Origin of the sequence: Sulfitobacter sp. F26204, assembly GCF_026410305.1 — a bacterium.
In the GTDB taxonomy this organism is placed as follows: domain Bacteria; phylum Pseudomonadota; class Alphaproteobacteria; order Rhodobacterales; family Rhodobacteraceae; genus Sulfitobacter.
The window spans coordinates 190,043-208,813 of sequence record NZ_JAPMLQ010000005.1; the positions used below are offsets into that span (position 1 = coordinate 190,043).

17 protein-coding genes are annotated in these 18,771 nt (G+C 52.2%); 5 read left to right on the plus strand and 12 right to left on the minus strand.

Annotated elements, in window-relative coordinates; all coding sequences use genetic code 11:
• Positions 1-7: 7 nt before the first annotated feature.
• The 10 genes from OS190_RS13805 to OS190_RS13850 form a co-directional block, all read right to left on the minus strand.
• The gene (locus OS190_RS13805; RefSeq protein ID WP_267159302.1) at positions 8-667 is read right to left on the minus strand and encodes an aspartate/glutamate racemase family protein; all 660 of its coding nucleotides are present in this window, start codon (positions 665-667) and stop codon (positions 8-10) included.
• On the minus strand, positions 664-2,109 hold the full coding sequence (locus OS190_RS13810) for an amidohydrolase family protein (protein ID WP_267159303.1): 1,446 nt from the start codon (positions 2,107-2,109) through the stop codon (positions 664-666). Before OS190_RS13810 ends, OS190_RS13805 begins: the two co-directional genes overlap by 4 nt.
• Positions 2,106-3,542, minus strand: coding sequence for an ABC transporter substrate-binding protein (locus OS190_RS13815; RefSeq protein WP_267159304.1), 1,437 nt, complete (start codon positions 3,540-3,542; stop codon positions 2,106-2,108). The genes OS190_RS13810 and OS190_RS13815 overlap by 4 nt, the downstream gene beginning before the upstream one ends.
• Positions 3,539-4,567: an ABC transporter ATP-binding protein gene (locus OS190_RS13820; protein ID WP_267159305.1), complete on the minus strand. Its 1,029-nt coding sequence runs from the start codon at positions 4,565-4,567 to the stop codon at positions 3,539-3,541. Before OS190_RS13820 ends, OS190_RS13815 begins: the two co-directional genes overlap by 4 nt.
• Positions 4,564-5,562, minus strand: a complete 999-nt coding sequence (locus OS190_RS13825; RefSeq protein ID WP_267159306.1) for an ABC transporter ATP-binding protein — start codon at positions 5,560-5,562, stop codon at positions 4,564-4,566. The genes OS190_RS13820 and OS190_RS13825 overlap by 4 nt, the downstream gene beginning before the upstream one ends.
• On the minus strand, positions 5,559-6,431 hold the full coding sequence (locus OS190_RS13830; protein ID WP_267159307.1) for an ABC transporter permease: 873 nt from the start codon (positions 6,429-6,431) through the stop codon (positions 5,559-5,561). The genes OS190_RS13825 and OS190_RS13830 overlap by 4 nt, the downstream gene beginning before the upstream one ends.
• Positions 6,432-6,441: 10 nt before the next feature.
• Positions 6,442-7,407 (minus strand): ABC transporter permease, encoded by a 966-nt coding sequence (locus OS190_RS13835; protein ID WP_267159308.1) that lies wholly within the window; start codon positions 7,405-7,407, stop codon positions 6,442-6,444.
• Between the two features lie 87 nt (positions 7,408-7,494).
• Positions 7,495-9,048 (minus strand): ABC transporter substrate-binding protein, encoded by a 1,554-nt coding sequence (locus OS190_RS13840; protein ID WP_267159309.1) that lies wholly within the window; start codon positions 9,046-9,048, stop codon positions 7,495-7,497.
• Positions 9,049-9,138: 90 nt separating this feature from the next.
• Positions 9,139-9,540: a VOC family protein gene (locus tag OS190_RS13845; protein ID WP_267159310.1), complete on the minus strand. Its 402-nt coding sequence runs from the start codon at positions 9,538-9,540 to the stop codon at positions 9,139-9,141.
• 102 nt (positions 9,541-9,642) lie between these two features.
• On the minus strand, positions 9,643-10,290 hold the full coding sequence (locus OS190_RS13850) for a GntR family transcriptional regulator (protein ID WP_267159311.1): 648 nt from the start codon (positions 10,288-10,290) through the stop codon (positions 9,643-9,645).
• A gap of 116 nt (positions 10,291-10,406) precedes the next feature.
• Between OS190_RS13850 and hydA the strand changes: the two genes are divergently transcribed.
• The 5 genes from hydA (at position 10,407) to OS190_RS13875 (ending at position 17,006) form a co-directional block, all read left to right on the plus strand.
• Positions 10,407-11,810 (plus strand): dihydropyrimidinase, encoded by a 1,404-nt coding sequence (gene hydA / locus OS190_RS13855; RefSeq protein WP_267159312.1) that lies wholly within the window; start codon positions 10,407-10,409, stop codon positions 11,808-11,810.
• A gap of 152 nt (positions 11,811-11,962) precedes the next feature.
• Positions 11,963-12,844 carry a hypothetical protein gene (locus OS190_RS13860; protein WP_267159313.1) on the plus strand — a complete coding sequence of 294 codons (882 nt, stop codon included), beginning with the start codon at positions 11,963-11,965 and terminating at the stop codon, positions 12,842-12,844.
• 181 nt (positions 12,845-13,025) lie between these two features.
• Positions 13,026-15,254, plus strand: coding sequence for a glycosyltransferase family 2 protein (locus OS190_RS13865; protein WP_267159314.1), 2,229 nt, complete (start codon positions 13,026-13,028; stop codon positions 15,252-15,254).
• A gap of 191 nt (positions 15,255-15,445) precedes the next feature.
• Complete coding sequence (locus OS190_RS13870) at positions 15,446-16,225, plus strand: class I SAM-dependent methyltransferase (protein ID WP_267159315.1); 780 nt, start codon at positions 15,446-15,448, stop codon at positions 16,223-16,225.
• 34 nt (positions 16,226-16,259) lie between these two features.
• On the plus strand, positions 16,260-17,006 hold the full coding sequence (locus OS190_RS13875) for a class I SAM-dependent methyltransferase (protein WP_267159316.1): 747 nt from the start codon (positions 16,260-16,262) through the stop codon (positions 17,004-17,006).
• Between the two features lie 61 nt (positions 17,007-17,067).
• Here the strand turns inward: OS190_RS13875 and OS190_RS13880 are convergent, their stop codons facing one another.
• Both OS190_RS13880 and OS190_RS13885 read right to left on the minus strand, forming a co-directional pair.
• Entirely contained in the window at positions 17,068-17,670 is a 603-nt protein-coding gene (locus tag OS190_RS13880) for a hypothetical protein (RefSeq protein ID WP_267159317.1), read from the minus strand.
• A 28-nt stretch (positions 17,671-17,698) separates the two neighbouring features.
• Complete coding sequence (locus OS190_RS13885) at positions 17,699-18,694, minus strand: glycosyltransferase family 2 protein (protein ID WP_267159318.1); 996 nt, start codon at positions 18,692-18,694, stop codon at positions 17,699-17,701.
• Positions 18,695-18,771 lie beyond the last annotated feature (77 nt).

Consider the following 18,771-nt stretch of genomic DNA (forward strand, 5'->3'; position numbering starts at 1 on the left):
ATTTTTCCTATTGTGTCTTTTGGAGTGCAACGCGGCCGATCGCCATTGAAGTGGCCGCCTGGCAGGGTTCAACCACAGGGATACCAAGGTAGTTTTCCAGATCACTTCGAAATGCCGTCATGCCGGCACAGCCCAGAATTACAACGTCGGCCATGGCACCATCGCGTAGATTTCGGCCAACGGTTTGCAAGCGATCAAAGGTGCGCTTTTTGTCGGCCAGTTCCAGCACGCCAAGTTCCAGCGGTTGATCCCCCGCCAACCTGTCCATTACACCCATGGCACCGAGGTAACGCATGTGACGTGGTATGCTTTTGGATAGAATGGAAATGATGCCGAACCGCTGTCCCAAGGTCATCGCTGTCAGGATCGATGCTTCGGCAATTCCGAGAACCGGGTGTTTTGATTGTTCGCGCAGAGCGGCGAGGCCGGGATCGGAAAAACACGCCACAACAAATGCGCTGGCCTGAGTTTCCAACCCAGCGCAATGGGCCAGTAACGGGCCGACAACGCCATCTACATGTGCTTGTGTTTCAATTCCTGGCGGGCCTTCGGACAGGGTATGGGCCTCGATGGGAACAGGGGCGGCCTCGCGCATCGGATCAATGGCACGGTCAATGCCTGCTGTTACATGCTGGCTGCTATTGGGATTTATCACGTAGATTGTCATTGGCTTGCTCTCTTTTTACCCCAAAAATCATGCGGTAGCGCCAGATCTTGCGTGCCGCCGATCCGGTCGATCATCAGGGTCGCTTGCTGGGCTGCGCTGGCCAGCACATCCTCTTCTTTGACCCGCGTCGCCTGGCCATCTTTTAAGACCAGTTCCCCGCCGATCATGACATTACTCACATCATTTCCATTGGCAAAACAGACCAGGCGGTGCACGGACATATTCGGTGGGGCAAGGTGTGGACGATTTAGATCGACCGTGATGATATCTGCTTCCTTGCCGGTTTCCAGAGATCCGATCGTCTCTGTCATGCCCAAGGCTTTGGCGGCCCCGATCGTAGCCATCTCAAGCACCTTGCCAATAGGCAAGACATTGGCGTTCCTAAAGAAGGTCCGATGATAATGCATGGCTTGCTGCATATGGCGAAACATATCTGCCGAGCGGTCCGGTGCCGTCGCATCCGAGCCAAGAGCAACCGTTGCCCCCGCTTCCATCAGTTCGATCGCAGGACAACGCCCCAGGATCGAGGCATTCGCTGACGGGTTATGCGCGATTTTGGTATCCGTCGCAGCAATGCGTGTAATCTCATCCTCGTGCAGATCGATACAATGGGACAGCAAAGTTCGCGGCCCCAGCAAACCAAGCGTTTGGGCGCGCCGGACAGAGCCGCGCCAGTGCCCGTCCTGTGTAAACACCAAACCCCTGTCCAATGCATATTGCTGCACGCGTTTTGCCTGGACGCAAGCCATTGCGTAATCATCGGCTGCCATGTCGCGTTCATGCTCATCACGCAGAACCGGATATAGCATCGCGATGTTGATCCGCTTGCCCTGTGTTGCGTGCAGGTCGTTGACGATTTGCTGGCAGGTTTCGAATTGCTGTTCAAAGGATACCGGATATTCGCGGCGCACACCCCCGACCCAACTGGCATAGGTGCGCGGGTGAGGTGCACGAGTGGGGCCTACGGCAACAACACTGCGCGTGCCCACCTGCGTCACACCTCGACAATGCGCAGCGGCATATTCGGGATGATCTGTCCGCATGATCGTATCGCCGCCGCCTAAAAGCGATACACCGGTGGTAACACCAAACCGCAGACGTTCTAGCGCGGCAAGGCTGGCCTCGGCATGCCAGAAATCTGGTGGCGACGCTTGGGTGTAGACTTCGCCGCAGATGTCTTCCCATCGGTCACCACCATGCATACCCATTGTCTTGATCAGACCATGACCCGCATGGGCGTGTCCGTCGATCAGGCCGGGCAAGACGGCATGACCAACACAATCGACAATACGATCTGCCTGTACTTGTTCTTTCAGGGCATAAGCGGTGCCAATGGCAACGATCTGTCCCCCTGCAACGGCAATCGCACCATTCTCGATAATCGCGCGATCAGGGTCCATCGTGATAACCGTGCCCCCGGTGATTAGTGTATCTGCCTTCATGTTGCGCCCTCGCAAAGTCGGGGAAGTCGCGCAACATCGATGACACCGTCCGCCGGCATGGTGAAATCAGGATGATTGCCTGCCAAACCGATTACGCGCACGGGGTTATACAACGTCAGCCATGCCGGATCATCCTGCAACAGCCTATAGGCTTGTCGCCAGATTTCGGCGCGTGCGCCACGGTTGGTGGTCGACCGCCCCTGATCTATCAGCGTTTCGATTTTTGGATTGGCGTAACCTTGCCACCAGGAGCCTGCAATGCGGGCGTCAATCTTCTCATAGAGAACGCGATAGGTGCTCATGGGACTGGAATCAAAGACACACATGTCGCGAATTTCCTTACGCCGGACCATATGTGCATATTCTTCGCGTTCTGGATGGATGTGTACATTGAGTATCACGCCAACTTCGGCCAGTTGCAGTGCCAATGCCGTCGTTAGCCGCTCTGCTTCGTCTGGTAAACGCGTTGGGCAATCCACCTCAAGTGTGAGCCCCTTTCCAAATCCTGCATCCGTCAGCAAAGCGCGCGCCAATTCGAGATCCCTCCCTGTCGAGGCTTCCGGGCCTGCTCCAAAATGGTTCTGACTGATGAACCCGGTCAGTGGCACGGCAGCACCAGCCATCACGGTTTGAACGATGGCATCGCGGTCCACGGCAAGGCTTAGGGCACGGCGGATGCGTGGGTCGACAAGCGGCCCTTTGGCAGCGTTCAACAGATATATTATCGCAACAGGCGAGAGGTATTCATGACGCCTTTCCCCCAGACTTTTTGAGGTTTCGAAATCAAGCGCGTTAGCCACTTCGACCGCGCCCTGCTCAAGTAAATGCAGCCGCTCAGCGGGATCGGGTACCAGCCGCCAGGTGACATTGTTGTTGGCAGGTAATCCGGCAAAGTGGGTATCAATCCGTGCTGCACGGATTTCTTCTGGTTCCAGGGAAAGCAGCCGATAAGGTCCGCTTCCGATCTGCACGGAAAAGTTCCCCGCATCGAGTGCAGAAAAAGCAGAGGGTGCTACGATAAATCCCTGTTCCAGCACATCGAGCAAATCGGCCATCGGGGCCGTGAGGGTGACCTGCAATTTATGCGGTGTTATCGACTCTATACTGGCACCACCGAGGAATTGTCGCCAGACTGCGGGCGCGCCCAAGGTATATCCTTTGTCCTCGCGCGCCATACGTTCAAGATTTTGCGCGACTGCGGCAGAGTCGCAAACGGAACCATCATGAAACAGAACACCTTCGTGCAAGAAAAACGTCCAGAAACGTGCATCCTCGGAGACAGTCCAGGATTTTGCCAGATGCGGTATGAAACCCTGTCCAACACGCCGCACCAGAGTATCATAAATTGCATGCAGGATAGGCAATTCATCACTTGAATCTGTGCAATCATGCGGGTCATGTATTCCGACTCTGGCCTGTGCAATTACGGTCATGTGATGTCTCTTTCCGGCGCGTCAATCAGGTGGCAGGCTACAGTTTGTCCGTCACCGACTTCTTGCAAAACAGGGCGTTCTGCTGTGCAGCGCTCCCAGGCAAGGGGGCAGCGTGTCCGAAATGGACAACCGGATGGTAGATCAAGTGCAGAAGGTACCTCTCCGCTTAACACGATTTCCTTGATGTCGCGCTTGGCCTTGATGCTGGGAGCCGCAGACAACAAGGCACGGGTGTAGGGATGTCGAGGCCGTGCGAACAAAACATCACGCGGGGCGTTTTCAACCATATGACCCAGATACATCACGCCAACCCAGTCAGCGATGTGATGGACAACGGACAAATCATGACTGATGAAAAGATAAGCCAGCCCGAACTCATCCCTGAGATCTTTCATCAGGTTGAGGATCTGGGCCTGAATGGAAACATCCAGTGCCGAAACAGGCTCGTCAGCAATGATCAAATCAGGCGTCACCGACAATGCACGAGCAATCCCGATACGCTGACGTTGTCCACCCGAGAACTGGTGTGGGTAGCGTCCGGCATGTTCTGCGTTCAGTCCGACACGCGCAAGCAGCTGACCGATCCGCTCTGGCACTTCGGCCCGCTCTTGCGTGGTCTTGGTTTGCTCTAACAAGGGTTCGGCGACGATGTCACTCACGCGCTGACGGGGGTTGAGCGACGCAAAGGGATCTTGAAAAATCATCTGCATCTTGGCCCGTACCGGCAGCATTTCGGCAAAACCGTAACCGGCAATATCCTGGCCTTCGATGCGCACCTCACCGGCGGTAGGTTTGTAGATACGTGCAATGGTTTTAGCGACGGTCGATTTGCCGCAGCCGCTTTCGCCGACCAGCGCCATGATCTCGGCGCGGTTGATCTTGAAGCTGACGCCATTGACGGCATGGACTACCGGTTTCTCCAACCTGATGCCATTGCTGTCGAGCTTCAGCCGGTCGAGAATGCCACCACCAATAGGAAAATGCATTTGAAGGTCACGGACCTCAAGGACGGGTGTCTCAGTCATGCGGTATCTCCCGGTTCCAACGGGAAATGACAGGCGGCCATCAAACTTGCATGTTGGGGCATCAGCTTTGGTTCTTCGCTGGCACAACGGGCCTGCGCCCGCGGGCACCGATCACGGAAGTTACAGCCATGCGGCAGATTGCGAATGTCAGGAACGGAACCTGGTATCTGGGACAACCGGTCCAGTCGTTTTGTGGTGTCGGGGATACTGTCGATCAGGCCACGGGTATAGGGATGTGACGGGTTTTCGATGACATCGCGGGTTCTGCCTCGTTCCACCACATTGCCGCAATACAGGACGGTAATATGATCCGCCATTTCAGAGACAACAGCCAAGTCATGCGTGATCAGGATCATTGATGCACCCTTGTCAGCGATCTGGGCACGCATCAGTTTCAAAATCTGGCTCTGGATAGTGACGTCAAGGGCGGTTGTGGGTTCGTCAGCAATGATCAATTTGGGTCGCGCAAGCATGGCAATGGCAATGACCACCCTTTGGCGCATTCCACCAGAAAATTGATGCGGATAGGCCTTGAGCCGGTCTGCAGCTCGGCTTATCCCGACACTTTCAAGCATTTCGACGCAGGCGGCATGCCGGGCCTCGGCATCCAGATCGCTGTGTAGACGTAATACCTCGTCCATTTGTTTCCCTACAGTATGCAGGGGATTGAGGGAGGTCATCGGGTCCTGAAACACCATCGAGATTTCACGGCCACGGATCGCGCGCAGGCGATCCTCACCTGCTGCAACAAGGTTCTGACCCTCAAGCAAGATCTCTCCGGCTTCGATCCTGCCGGGGCTGTCAATCAGTCCAAGTATGGAAAATCCGACGACCGACTTTCCACCGCCGCTTTCACCGACCAGCCCCATCACCTCGCCTTCGTTAATGGCAAAGCTGACACCGTTCACTGCCTTTACCGTTCCTGAAAACGTGTGAAAATAAGTGTGTAAGTCACGGACTTCCAATAGCGGATGTTGTGCGGTATTCGCCATCATTTCAGCCTCGGGTTAAGTTCGTCACGCAGGAAATCCCCAAACAGGTTGATGCCGAATACAAGGATCATGATTGCAATTCCTGGGAAAACAGAGGTCCACCAAAGACCGCTAAAGAGCACGTCAAATCCGTTCTTGATCAGAAGCCCAAGCGAAGGTTGGGTGATCGGCACACCCACACCCAGAAAGCTGAGCGATGCTTCGATCAATACAAAGGTGCCAACCTGTATGGTCGCAATGACGATCAAGGGCGTCAAAACATTGGGCAACACATGCTTGCGGATGATTTTGTGATTGGGAAGTCCTGCAACCTTGGCCGCCTGAACGTATTCCTTTTCGATTTCAGACAGGGTCGATCCACGCACTGTTCTGGCATAAACCACCCAGCCCACCGCTGTCAGGGCGATCAAAACCTTGTCAACGCCGGTTCCAACGGCAGACATCAGGAACAATGCAATCAGGATGGATGGGAATGACAGCTGAATGTCGGCGATCCGCATGATGACTGAATCAACAATGCCACCGTAAAAACCTGCAACCAGACCCAGCAAGGTGCCGATCGTGCAAGAGGCGACCATTGCAACCAATCCGATGAAGACTGAAATGCGCGCTCCATAAAGAATGGAAGCCCAGACATCCCTGCCCTGCCCGTCGGTGCCCAAAGGAAAGCGCGGATCGCCCCCTTCAAGCCACACTGGGGGTTTGTAGCTATCCATCAGATCAAGAGCTGCAATATCATAGGGATTTTGCGCTACCAGAAACGGCCCGACCATCACTGCAAACGCGAAGCCAAGCATCAGCGCGCTCCCGATCACTGCAGAACTGCTGCGTCTGTAGTTGTGAAAGAACTCGGAACGAAGAAAACCTGTCATGATCAGCGCCTCATTTCAACGTGATACGCGGGTCGATCAGCGTATAGACGATGTCGACAAGGAAATTGATCACTACAAAGATCAGTGCAACCAACATGAGATAGACAACAATCACCGGTCGGTCGGCGCGATAGATGGAATCGATCAGCAGCTTGCCCATACCCGGCCAGGAAAAGATCGTTTCGGTGATCGTTGCAAAGGCAATTAGATCACCGAGTTGCAAACCGAAAATCGTTACGACGGGGATCAGGGCATTTTTCAGCCCATGCTTGTACAAGACATCCCTGCGGGTGGCCCCCTTGGCGCGGGCAAATTTCATGAAATCCTGACGGCTTACTTCCATCATGCCTGCGCGGGTCATGCGCAACAAAATCGCCATTGTGCCAAGAGACAGGGTAATGGCCGGCAATGCGATGTGATGCCATCCATCCCAGGTTGCCAAACTGATACGCAGGCCGAATATTTCTGCCGTGTCCCCGCGCCCTGAGGAAGGGAAAACGCCCCAGGTGACGGCAAACAGGTATATCAGTACCATGCCCACCCAGAACCCCGGTAGTGAAATGCCCATCAATGACCCTGCCATGATCATCCTGCTCAGGCGGCCATCGGGGTTGGCACCGGCATAGACCCCGAGGGGAATTGCCACGACAACCGCCAGCACCATGGCCACAATCACCATTTCGACAGTTGCAGGCAGACGTTCCAGGATCAGTGTCATGGCGGGTTGGCGGAAAACGTAGGAACGGCCAAAGTCGCCTTGCAGAAGACTGGTGAGAAACTTCCAGTATTGCACCAGTATGGATTGATCGAGACCCAGTAAACGCCGTGCCTGTGCAATCTCGGCGTCGGTTGCATCAATTGGTACAACCATGAACACCGGATCGCCGGTAAAACTCATCATCAAAAAGACGATGACCGAGACGATCCATAAAACCAGCACCATCTGTATCAGTCGTTTAAGCAAGTAGCCAAGCATGTGCGGGAACCAGACCTTCGGATCATGTCAAGGGAGAAGAGATTCCGGCGGTGGCAATTGACCGCCGGAAACAGTTCGCGGAACGACCTATTCAACGTCCATGTCGTAGGCCCAAAGGAACTTGTCCACTCGCGGTTCAAGGGTCACACCTTTACGCGCGGCATAGATGTCCTGTTCGTAATGCACGGGGATCATCGGAATATCCACCATCAGGATTTTTGTCGCTTCTTGAAGATATTCGTCGCGTTTTTCGATGCTGGGCGTGGCGTCAGCTTTGTCAACCAGGGCATCCATTTCCGGATTCGAATAGGATCCACGGTTCACCTGACCATAGCCGTCTTTGACATCGCGTGTATAAAACAGCGCTCCATACATCGACCCTGCGTCCCCCGCCGGGACATCCCAGCCACTCATGATAAAGCTTGAGTTTTCTGTTGGCACACGAATGTAGCCCCAGAAGTTCGATTTGGGCATGATGTTCAATTCAAGCGTTACACCGATTTTGGCCAACATCGATGCCAATGCCTGAGCGATTTGCGCGTCATTGACATAGCGGTTGTTGGTGGCATCCAATGTCATCGTAAAACCTTCCGGATAGCCCGCGTCGGCCATCAGTGACTTGGCCTTTTCAAGGTCCAGTGGATACATGTCGCGAAAGCTCATGCCGTCAACGTAACCGATATGCGACGACGGCACATATTGGTCACTGGGTGTCGCCAAACCGTTCATGACAATCTTGTTTATCGCGTCCACATCTACCGCTTGGGCAATCGCCTGGCGCACTCGCTGATCCGTCATGGGGTTCTTGCCCTCGATGGTCGGAGAATCCTCGCGCATGTCCATCGCCAGCACAACATTCAGCAGGCTGGGCCGTGTAATCACGTTAAAGGTATCATCCCGCTTTACCCGATCAACATCGCGTACAGCGAGATCCTGAATCACATCCACTTCACCGGTTAGCAGTGCCGCAGTTCGCGTCGCCGGATTTGTAATCGGACGGAAAGTGACATTCTTGATCTTTGCAGGCCCGGCCCAATAATCATCAAAGGATGACAGCGTTAGCTTTTCTTCCTTGATCCATTCGTCCAGCATATAGGGACCGGTACCCATCGGCTTGAGGTCCATCTGTTCATCGCCAGTGGCAGTTGTGTATTCCTCATCCAGTATCAACAGTTCTGCCAGATCATTGGGCAGGACCGCATAGGGCTTTGGTGTCTTGATCTCGACAGTCAGATCATCAACCGCGCTTATTTCGGCGATATTGGCAACCAGATCTGGACGGATGGATTCACGTGCCTTGTTAACCGTGTAAACCACATCGGCTGCGGTAAAGGCGTTGCCATTATGGAAAGTTACGCCAGGCCGCAATTTGAAACGCCATGTCACATCATCCACGTTTTCCCAGCTTTCAGCCAGTCCCGGACCGAAGGACAGGTCACCACCGCGTTTAACAAGCGGATCATACAGATGATAGTACATGATGTTTGAGGAAAGCTCCTCACCCGCCAAAGGGTAAAGGTGGCTTGGGTCTGAGGTGAGCCCGATGGTCGCGGACTTGTCCTGTGCAAAGGCCGTGGTTGCGGCCAGGATGGCGACGCCCACGGCACCAGCACGAAGCGCGGTTTGAGATAGATATGTCATGGAAACTCCTCTGTTTTCGAATTTTTGGGTGTGTCGGGCGGTGTGCCGCCCTTGTTTGCTTTTTGGGAAATTGTCGCGGATTGTTGCAGTTTAGTGACCGGTTTTTGCGGTTTGCACTTCGATCTGGTATCCTTCGGGGTCATTCATGGCGAATGCACGGATGCCCAGCTCCGTGCTGTCAAACATCTCAGTCAGACCATTCACTTCCCTGAATTTTGCCCAAGAGTACCAGGCATCCACATCCGGCACGCGCAGGCATAACTGCACGGTTTTTTGCTCTGCCCAGTTTTGCATGCCACGGCTTTCGTCAACCAGACCGACATGGGCTTGCCCATCGATCCGGTAAATTTTTGACCATCCCTGATCAATTGCCAGAGTTAATCCAAGGATGTCTTCGTAAAACGCCATCGCCCGCGGCAGGTCACGATAATACTGAAATGTGATCGCCAGAACGATCCCGTCTTCCGGCCGCTTAGTGTCTTGCGCTGTCATCAGTTGGATCCGTTCCTTGGCTATACGGTATGCCAATGGTATACACGCGGAATGCCGAGTCAACAGCGACGTTAAAAAAAGGTCGTTTCGCCTGACGAATGTTCAGAACGGATGATAGATATGCGAGATGATTGCCTCGCGTACATTGGTCAAATGCAATTTCATAGCGGCGGCTGCGGCCTCTGGCGACCCAGTTGAAATCGCATCGATAATATCCAGGTGCTCTTTGCATCCCGGTTCCAGGCGGTCAGGAATGGATCCCTGGTCGTACATGCAGGTTTTTGTCTTCAAGCTTTCGATCAGTTCGACAAGAAGTTTCGATCCCGCCATACGTGCAACAAGGAAATGAAGCTTCATATCCAGGGCGGAATGTTCTGCCGCACCAGGCCTTCTCCCCTCAAGAAAAGTGCATAATTGGGCTCTGATTGTCGCCAATTCTTCAGAACACTTGCCAGAAAGGGCTGCTTTCCTTGCTGCTTCGCACTCCAGTAGACTTCGGACGTGGAGAATCTCCATGATGTCAGCCAGTGAAATACTGTTCACGACCGGCGCTCCGCCTGCGGACCGTGTGGCAAACCCTTCACTGATTAATTGTCCGATCGCTTCGCGGATAGGCGTGCGAGAAACCCCCAGTATATCCGCAAATTTCTTTTCACTCAGACGTGTTCCCGGTTCCAGCGAACCATCCAGGATCATCGATTTCAGGCGTTGGAAAGTCGAATCACCTAAGGTCTGGAACGTTTCGGCCATGTCATTTCTCCCAATGGAATGGAACTTCGTGATACAATTATACAAATCGCCTTTAAAGATGCACTAATAGGTATACACTAAGTATACAAATACCCACAACCAATGCCGAGGGCTGTATGCAAAACGAAGAATTCGACACCATCATTCGGGGTGGAACCGTCGTCAACGGACAGGGTACCGGAGCCAGAGACATCGGTATCTCCAAAGGCAAGATCACAGCGATCAATACCGATATTTCAGGGAATGCGCCCACAGAAATCGATGCGAAAGGCCTTCTGGTTTTACCAGGTGGGGTGGACACCCATTGTCACATAGAACAGGTTTCGGGTGCCGGATTGTTGAATGCTGACACCTTCGAAACCGCCACGCGATCTGCTGCTTTTGGGGGTACGACGACGGTCGTATCCTTTGCGGCCCAGCACCCAGGCCACCAGATGCGTAAAGTTGTTTCGGACTATGCTGCATTGGCTGAAAAAGGTGCAATGATCGACTATGCGTTCCATATGATCGTGGCAGATACAGGTAACGGCAATCTGACCCACGACATTCCTGAATTGATCGCGCAAGGCCATCGGTCAATCAAGATTTTCACTACCTATGACAAGGTTCGCCAGGACGATAAATCAATTCTCGACATTCTTGATTTGGCAAAGCGCGATGGCGCATTGGTCTGTTTCCACGCCGAAAATGATGGGTTGATCCGCAACATGACGGAAAAACTTTTGGCTGAAGAGAAAACAGCGCCCAAATACCATGCGGAGTCACATCCACGCGAAGCAGAGATCGAAGCCATTGATCGCATGTGCCGTTTTGCCGAATTTACCGGCGCGCGCATCATGATTTTTCACGTATCAACGCGTGAAGGTGCAGAAATCGTGCGGCGTGCCCGCGCCCGAGGCGTCAATGTTCAGGCAGAGACTTGTCCGCACTACCTGTTCATGACTGTTGATATTCTGGAAAGCGAAAACCCTGCTCGTTTCATGTGTTCGCCGCCTCAACGCACGGCTGACGATCAGCATGCCCTATGGGAAGCAATTGCAGACGGAACCATTCAACTCGTGACTTCCGATCATGCCCCATATCGCATGGATGAAACTGGTAAGTTCGCCCATGGGCCCGATGCCCCGTTCAACCGCATTGCGAACGGCATGCCGGGCCTTGAGACCCGGTTGCCATTGATGTTCAATGCGATGGTTAGCGAAGGACGATCCTCTGTTGAGGATTTTGTGCGGCTGACAGCGACGGAGCCGGCCCGCGCCTTTGGATTGTTGGACAAAGGCCAGATTGACATAGGTTTTGATGCCGATATCTGCCTGTGGGACCCCGAACGAACACATACTTTCGCTGCCAATGATCTTCACGACAATGTGGGGTATAATCCATTTGTCGGCACAACGGTCAAAGGCATCCCCGTTACCGTTATGTCTCGTGGTGAAATCACCCTGCGGGATGGCAACTTCAAAGGTATTGCTGGCAAAGGGAAATGGCTGCCAATGTCGGCAGGCTCCGATCACCATTAGAAGCCAGTTCCCTTAGGGAATGCGACCCGAACAGATTGAAAACCGTGCCGTTTAAAGGTTCGCGACAATCAAACCAATTTTAATGTTTGAAGAGACAAGCGATAAGTATCGCCAACAAGCCGGAGGTGGCATAGAACAGGTGAGGGAATCTTATGGCAGCAGAAAATCAATTTACCATTCAGATCGGTACTGCTTTTGACAATGGTCAGGAACTGATCTGGACTTTGAAAAAAGAAGCAACGTCGCACGATGGCGGCCTGATTATTCCGCGACCCCGCAAGTATCGCCGCGAATTGGCTAAAATGGCCCATGCCTATGAAGACACCCCGGCTGGGACAGCAAAGCTACAAGAGTTACTGGGTGTTGAGCTTGGAAGGGGTGCGCAACAGTCCCGTTGTTTTTTAAGCGTCAAGGAGTTGATGCAATCTGGCGAGAATTTCTGCCCCGAGGGCAAGTGGTTTCGGGGGCTGGGCGAACGTGCAGCGCGTTATTGCGGACTTTTTTCACCCTCGCCGCTGCGGATCATGATCAGCCTGCGAAATCCTGCGGCGCTGCTCTCTGATGCATGGTCAAGCGGTAATTATGCAGGCTTTGATGCTGTAGCTCCTGATCCGTTTGATCTGTCATGGGCGGACGTACTTAATGATGTACGTGCGTGTTGTCCTGATGTTCCTGTTATTGCATGGCCTGCCGAAGAATCTCCGTTAATCTGGCATCAGGTGCTACATGCAGCGACCCAGAAACCGTCAGAGGTTCCGCTTGCGGCCGGCATACATCTGGCAGAGCGATTGATGACGGAAGAAGGGGGTCAGCGATTGGCGGCATATCTGGAGCAGCATCAAGATTTGCCACCGGAAAAGCGAAGCCGGGCCGTCGCGCTGTTTCTGGACAAGTTCAAAGTGGAGGATACAGAACAGGACAATCTTTCAATTCCCGGATGGAACCAAGAAAAACAAAGGCTGATGCAAGAACATTATGCGGCTGATCTTGAAAAGGTATCAAAGATTGAAGGAGTAACTTTGTTAACCGCATAGGTATCGGCGTTATCGGGTAGATGGTCAAATCCAGACTGAAGCGGTTAGTTGCGTTACAAAATGGCATTGCTCGACATCCTGCGAATTTGCCCTGTCGCCCCAGAAATCTGCCCTGAACAGATTGCCATCCTAGGCCAAGTTCGTAGAATCCAAAGGATGACGGCAGGAAAGGCCAGTTAACATGAGCGAAGCAAAACTTGCCGTGCGTGCCTTATCTACAGGAAGCCTGGGTGGTTTCACTGTGCTTGATGCGGTCGCGGCAAAGACAGGCAATCTGGTGTTTTTCACCCGCAAGACTGCTGCGGGGGATGTGAAGTCGGCGCAGGGCGGCAAGAAGCTCGGCGCAATAAACGGCGCCCCGATCTTTGAATTCAAAAACGTACCTGACGGCATAGAGGTGGCACAGGCTGAACCGGAATTGTTCGCCGGCCGCAACGTTGCAATCGGGACGCGAAATGGAGAGCCGGTCAGCACGCTCATGGACTGGCTTACCTATCACTACGATTATTTTGGGATGGATGGCGCGGTCATTTTCAACCGGGTAAAGCAAGGACAAGACGCTGATTTTTTGGCAAGTCTGGAATTCGAACTTGGTAAAACTGGGCGACCGATTCAGGTGGTGATAGTCGAATCTGCGCTGCCTTTGGGTCTTGGGGACATGCCCCCGGAACACCATCCTCATTGCATCAGCGAAGCACCGGGACATGATCGGATGGAAGTGCCGCCCGCCGACCCGTGGCTCGCCCCATTGGGCGAAGTATCTATCTATGAAATCGGGCGCGCCCGCTTTCTGGCACAGGCCCGCGCGGTCGCCAATTTGGATCTTTGTGATCTTTTGTACGACCCCGCAGTAGAAAAGGGACCAAAAGGTGCCCCCCGGATCGCAAAGAATCCGTTTGATATGGCCGCACAGACCCCCGGCAAAGTGGTTCATCTGGAAGGTATGCATTGTTATCCTTGGCGGGTGCGCAAGAACATGGAGCCAAGTTTTGGCGATCATAGTTGCATTCAGTTCGACCGGCCAAAAATACGCAACCGTTGGTGCGTCAGCCCGGCAGGATTGACCTCCAGCAATCTGATGAAATATCGCCGTGTCAGTAAGGTTGAAGTCGGGGGAAAGGCACCTTTTTATCGCTGTATGGCGATCCGCCATCCGGTATCGCAATCCAGCAAGATCGTACCTAAAACCAGCCTTGTCGAAGCAGATCAATTGCTGGCGATCTCAAAGAATGTTTTTGGTTTCAAAGCAGTGCGCGCGCCGAATTTAAGCCGTGTTAAACCCCCCAAACAAAACGCCATACGCACCGCGATTGTGACGACGATGAAAAATGAGGGCCCCTTCATTCTGGAATGGATCGCCTATCATCAGGCCATCGGGGTAAAGGACTTTCTTGTTTATACCAATGATTGTGACGATGGCACTGACACCATGTTCGACCTGCTCCAGTCCAAAGGGATTGTTCAACACAGGCAAAACCCATTTCGTGAAATGGACCTAAAGCCGCAGCATGCGGCACTGCAAGCGGCTGAAAACGAAAAGATGATGAAAAAGGCGGACTGGATCATCTGCATGGATGTGGATGAGTTTCTGAACATCAAGGTAGGGGATGGACATCTGCGGGATCTGTACGCCGCGGTAAAAGATGCAAACATGATTTCCTGCACCTGGCGATTGTTTGGGAATTCCGATCTGGATCACTACAAAGAAGACCATACGATCCGCATGCATGTACGATGTGCACCTGAATATTCACCCAAACCACATCAGGCCTGGGGTTTCAAAACGTTGTTTCGCAATGTCGGTTTGTTCAAGAAGTTCGGTGTGCATCGCCCGAAAGGGCTGCGCCCGCAACTTTGGGACCAGATAAACTGGGTCAATGGGTCCGGCGAAGAGATCCCCAAAAACGAATTTCGCAATTCCTGGCGTTCGACCTCGGCGACATATGGATATGACCTGGTTTCATTAAATCATTATGCGGTGCGCAATGCCGAAAGCTTTCTGGTCAAGCGGGACCGCGGGCGCGTCAATCACGTTGATCGAGATCAGGGCGAAGCTTACTGGTTCCGCATGAACAACAACGCCACCGAAGACCTTTCGATCCAGAGCCGCATCCCGATGATGGAACGCAAGTTGAAAAAACTTTTGGCGGATCCTGAAATAGCTGCGCAGCATCAACGTTGCGTCGATGCACATAGAGCAAAAATCGACTCTCTCATGACGATGCCCGCGCAGCAGGATTTTTACAAAGTGCTGACCAGTGCAAGGATGCAGAAGCTGTCGCGGATGCATCATTATTTCGGGGCAAGCGTGTTTCTTGCTGGCCCCCGCAGCGTTCCTGATGACATTATTGAAGGCGAACATCCTGATGACTTCGAGTTTACGGTAGAGCGGACAGAGACCCAACACTGACTCCGGTTACTTAACGTGGCCCCTACCACCAAAAGCGGATGAGATTGTCGTAAGCAGGTGATGCATAAAATGCTCAACAGCATGTTTCGTTTCCTCGATTGTGGTGTTTTTCCTTGAAAACAGACAAAAAAGGTAAACAAAGAAAGCCAAAATAAACCATTGGGCAAGATCGTTGAACAATGGATAAGAAAATGGATTTGAGGACTATGATTACTTTCGAACAGGCAATGAGAGTGCTCGATGATGATGCGATCACTTCGCTGAACATTTCTGCGCTTGATGAAAGCGACATGGTCAATCTGATCTTGCAACGCTCTGAAATCATCCGGGACCAGCATCGTTTCAACCGATATATCAAGGCCTGGACGCAGGGCGATGATGCCCCGATGAAAGAACTGATCGACACCATGGGTGTTGAAACGCTGACCCGCCGTGCAGCGGCTTATATCTATCTGGAATATCTCCAACTTCGCCCGATCTTCGAAAAGAAGAAGCCAAAGAAAATTGCCGATATTGGCTGTGGCTATGCGCTGTTTGATTTGTTTCTGGCAAAGGATTTCGACACGGATCTTGTCCTCATCGATTTGGAGAGTAACGAAAATCGTCATTTCGGTTTCAAATCCGAAGGTGCCGCTTATTCCAATCTCGGGACAGCAAAAAAACTTCTTACCGATAACGGCATTCCCGCGAAGGCGGTCAAGACCGTCAATCCCGAGAAAACAGATGTCGCTACATACAAAAAGCTCGACTATGCGTTCAGTTTCATTTCCTGCGGCTACCATTTTCCCTGGCACACCTATCGGGATTTCTTTTTGAATTCCGTCGCGGATGAGGGGCGGATCATCTTAGACATACGCGCCCATACCCTGGGTGATGCAATGCTTGAGCTATCTGAAATTGGCTATGTGCGTGCAATTGTAAAAGCGGCGAACAACAGTGCTGACCGAATTATGGTCGCCAAGACTCTTTGATCCTGATCAAGCCTTGAATTTGGATGGTAAGTAAATGGCCCTTCCCGATACTCTTGCTGCGCGTTTGATCGAAACTGTGAAAGACAATGATCTTAGCGGAAATTTCGTCATGCTTGGGCGCCAACGCTGGGTCGGCAAACGTCGGAAACGGTCTGCAATGTTGCTGGATGAAGTGCTTGCAAAATATCTACCTGGAACTGCAGAAAAAGATTTGCAGAACACCGACGATGAATATTCCGAAACCTTCTTTCAAAAACTGGGGTTTACCTCGGTAGATTCACTGGATTTTTCAAACTTCGAGAATGCAACAATCATACAGGATCTTAGCGCTGATTTACCGCAAACACTCAACCAACGGTTCGATGTGATTTATGATGGTGGTACTTGTGAGCATATCTTTGATCTGCCGACGGCATATCGCAACATCGACAAAATGCTAAAACCCGGCGGTGTGCTGATTGGGCATTCACCCTGCAACAATTGGGTCAACCATTCCTTTTATCAGATCAACCCAGAGATGGTGTATGGTTTCTGGGAAAAGGCAATGGGCTACGAAGTTCTTCACTGTGATCTTCAGCCGCTGATGCCGATGCATGCCTATAAGGTGGTTGCGACAACCAACCCGAATATAACCGGAAAACGACCACGTTTGTCGGGAAAGCTTTCTGACGGTGGGATCATTCTTAATTATGCTGTGCGTAAGCCTCTCAAGAAGTTGAGTTCAGGAGAGGACGTTTATCAAACGGATTACCAAAACCGTTGGCGTCAAGCCGCCGAATAACGCCTGTGCGGCGAAACGCTATTCAGAAATCTGTTAAACCGATAGCTTCCTTTTCAAGGCATCAAAAATGTTGTGCATACATGCCTATGATCTGAGTCAGCTGTTCACGAGGCAAGGCTTTTTTGCTCACGGTAAACCGTGCCATTTTTCCAACGACTTCCTCTTTTTCAAGATAGTCTTCAAGGACGTGATAGCCTTTTCGTCCCTCGTAATCATCAAAGAGCAAAGTTGTCTTTTTGGTGCAACGTAGCATCGCCGTCAGAGCACAGGCGACACGGAAACGACCATCTACCAAAATCACATCCGGATGCTTGAATTCGGGACTGTCCCAAACCGACAATGGATACAGGCTGTAGCGTTGATAGGCTCTGCTATCTATCGGCGTGCCCCATTTTCCAGTTGGGCCGATATTTACATGCCGCATGTCTGGCATCGAAACGGGTTGCGCTTCGTCAAACCAGCGTTTCATCATTTTTGTCCAGACGCGACTGCTTTCCACCGAGAAAATCGTCTTGTCGGGCATTTCGGAGGCCATAACTGTTGATCCACCACTGCCATATTCCAAGATGACCTTGGCCTTTTCATAATGGCTTCGCACAAAGGCTTCGACTTCACGGGTAAAGGTTAACTTGGGTCGTTCAATCTCATTCATTGTATCTTTCATATGTGCACACTCTTTCTAGTTTTCAGGTTCAGCCGTAATGCCTGACGTTTTGCACGCCTATATCAGACTTCAGGTGATCAATCAGTTCATCCATATCTGGATCCATCTTGAGTGAGGCAGCTTTGCGCAAATGCCAGTCCACCGATCGCTTGTGCAGATCCGCGAGTATCGGGTCGCTTTTCAACTCAGCCGCCAGTTTTCCAGACGCGGCGGCATACCTTGAGATTGACGTATCCACCTCGTCATTAAGGTTGAACTTTTCCCAGTATTTCTTGCCCAGAACATGGTGTGAGTGATTTGCTCTGCCCCGCGCGCGTTTTACCAGGAAACTGTCCATCGAACGCAGGGCGTAATGATTCAGCTGCGCATGGGTAAAAAGCGGCGGATTTTCGGTGCGTACGCCGTCACGTACATAATCCGCACCTCCCGGCAGGACGCGTTTGGTATCCGATACATGTTCGTCAAGCGACACAGGCGAATGCAGCCCCATGCGTTGGAACTTGTACTGATTTGTATAGATTGATTTGACAAACTTACCCGTTGTCGGGCGCTCTTTTTCGTCCCATTCATATTCACCCATGGTGAATTGTTCGGTTACTGGCATATCTTCGATGCCTTCGATCCCATTGGGGCCAAAAATGCGCCAGGGGACAGAAATGACATCCGCATCAGGGCCTGAACCCGCGACAAGAGCCTGAACAGAACCATCGCCCATGTGAATGTTCAGATATTCATCCACATCACAGACAAAAACCCATTTCGCATCGATCACAATATCATATCGGCGCGAAGCCTGACGCAGAGCAGAGCGGTGAATGCCCGCCTGGCGTACGATGGTCGGGTGATGCGTGACCAGACCCAATTCTTGCAGGCGCAGCAAAATCTCGACGGTGGTGTCGGTACAATCGTTGGTACAAACCAGGATGTGATCAAAGCCGAGGGTCTTGTAATGAGCCACCCAATCAATGATGTAGGGGCCTTCGTTTTTCATGGTCGAGACGACCGTATACATCTCACTGCTCATCGCCATGCCTCACATGTGCCGCTACATACGCTTTGTTTCTTATTTGCAAGCAATATATCCACGCGCCATAATCACGC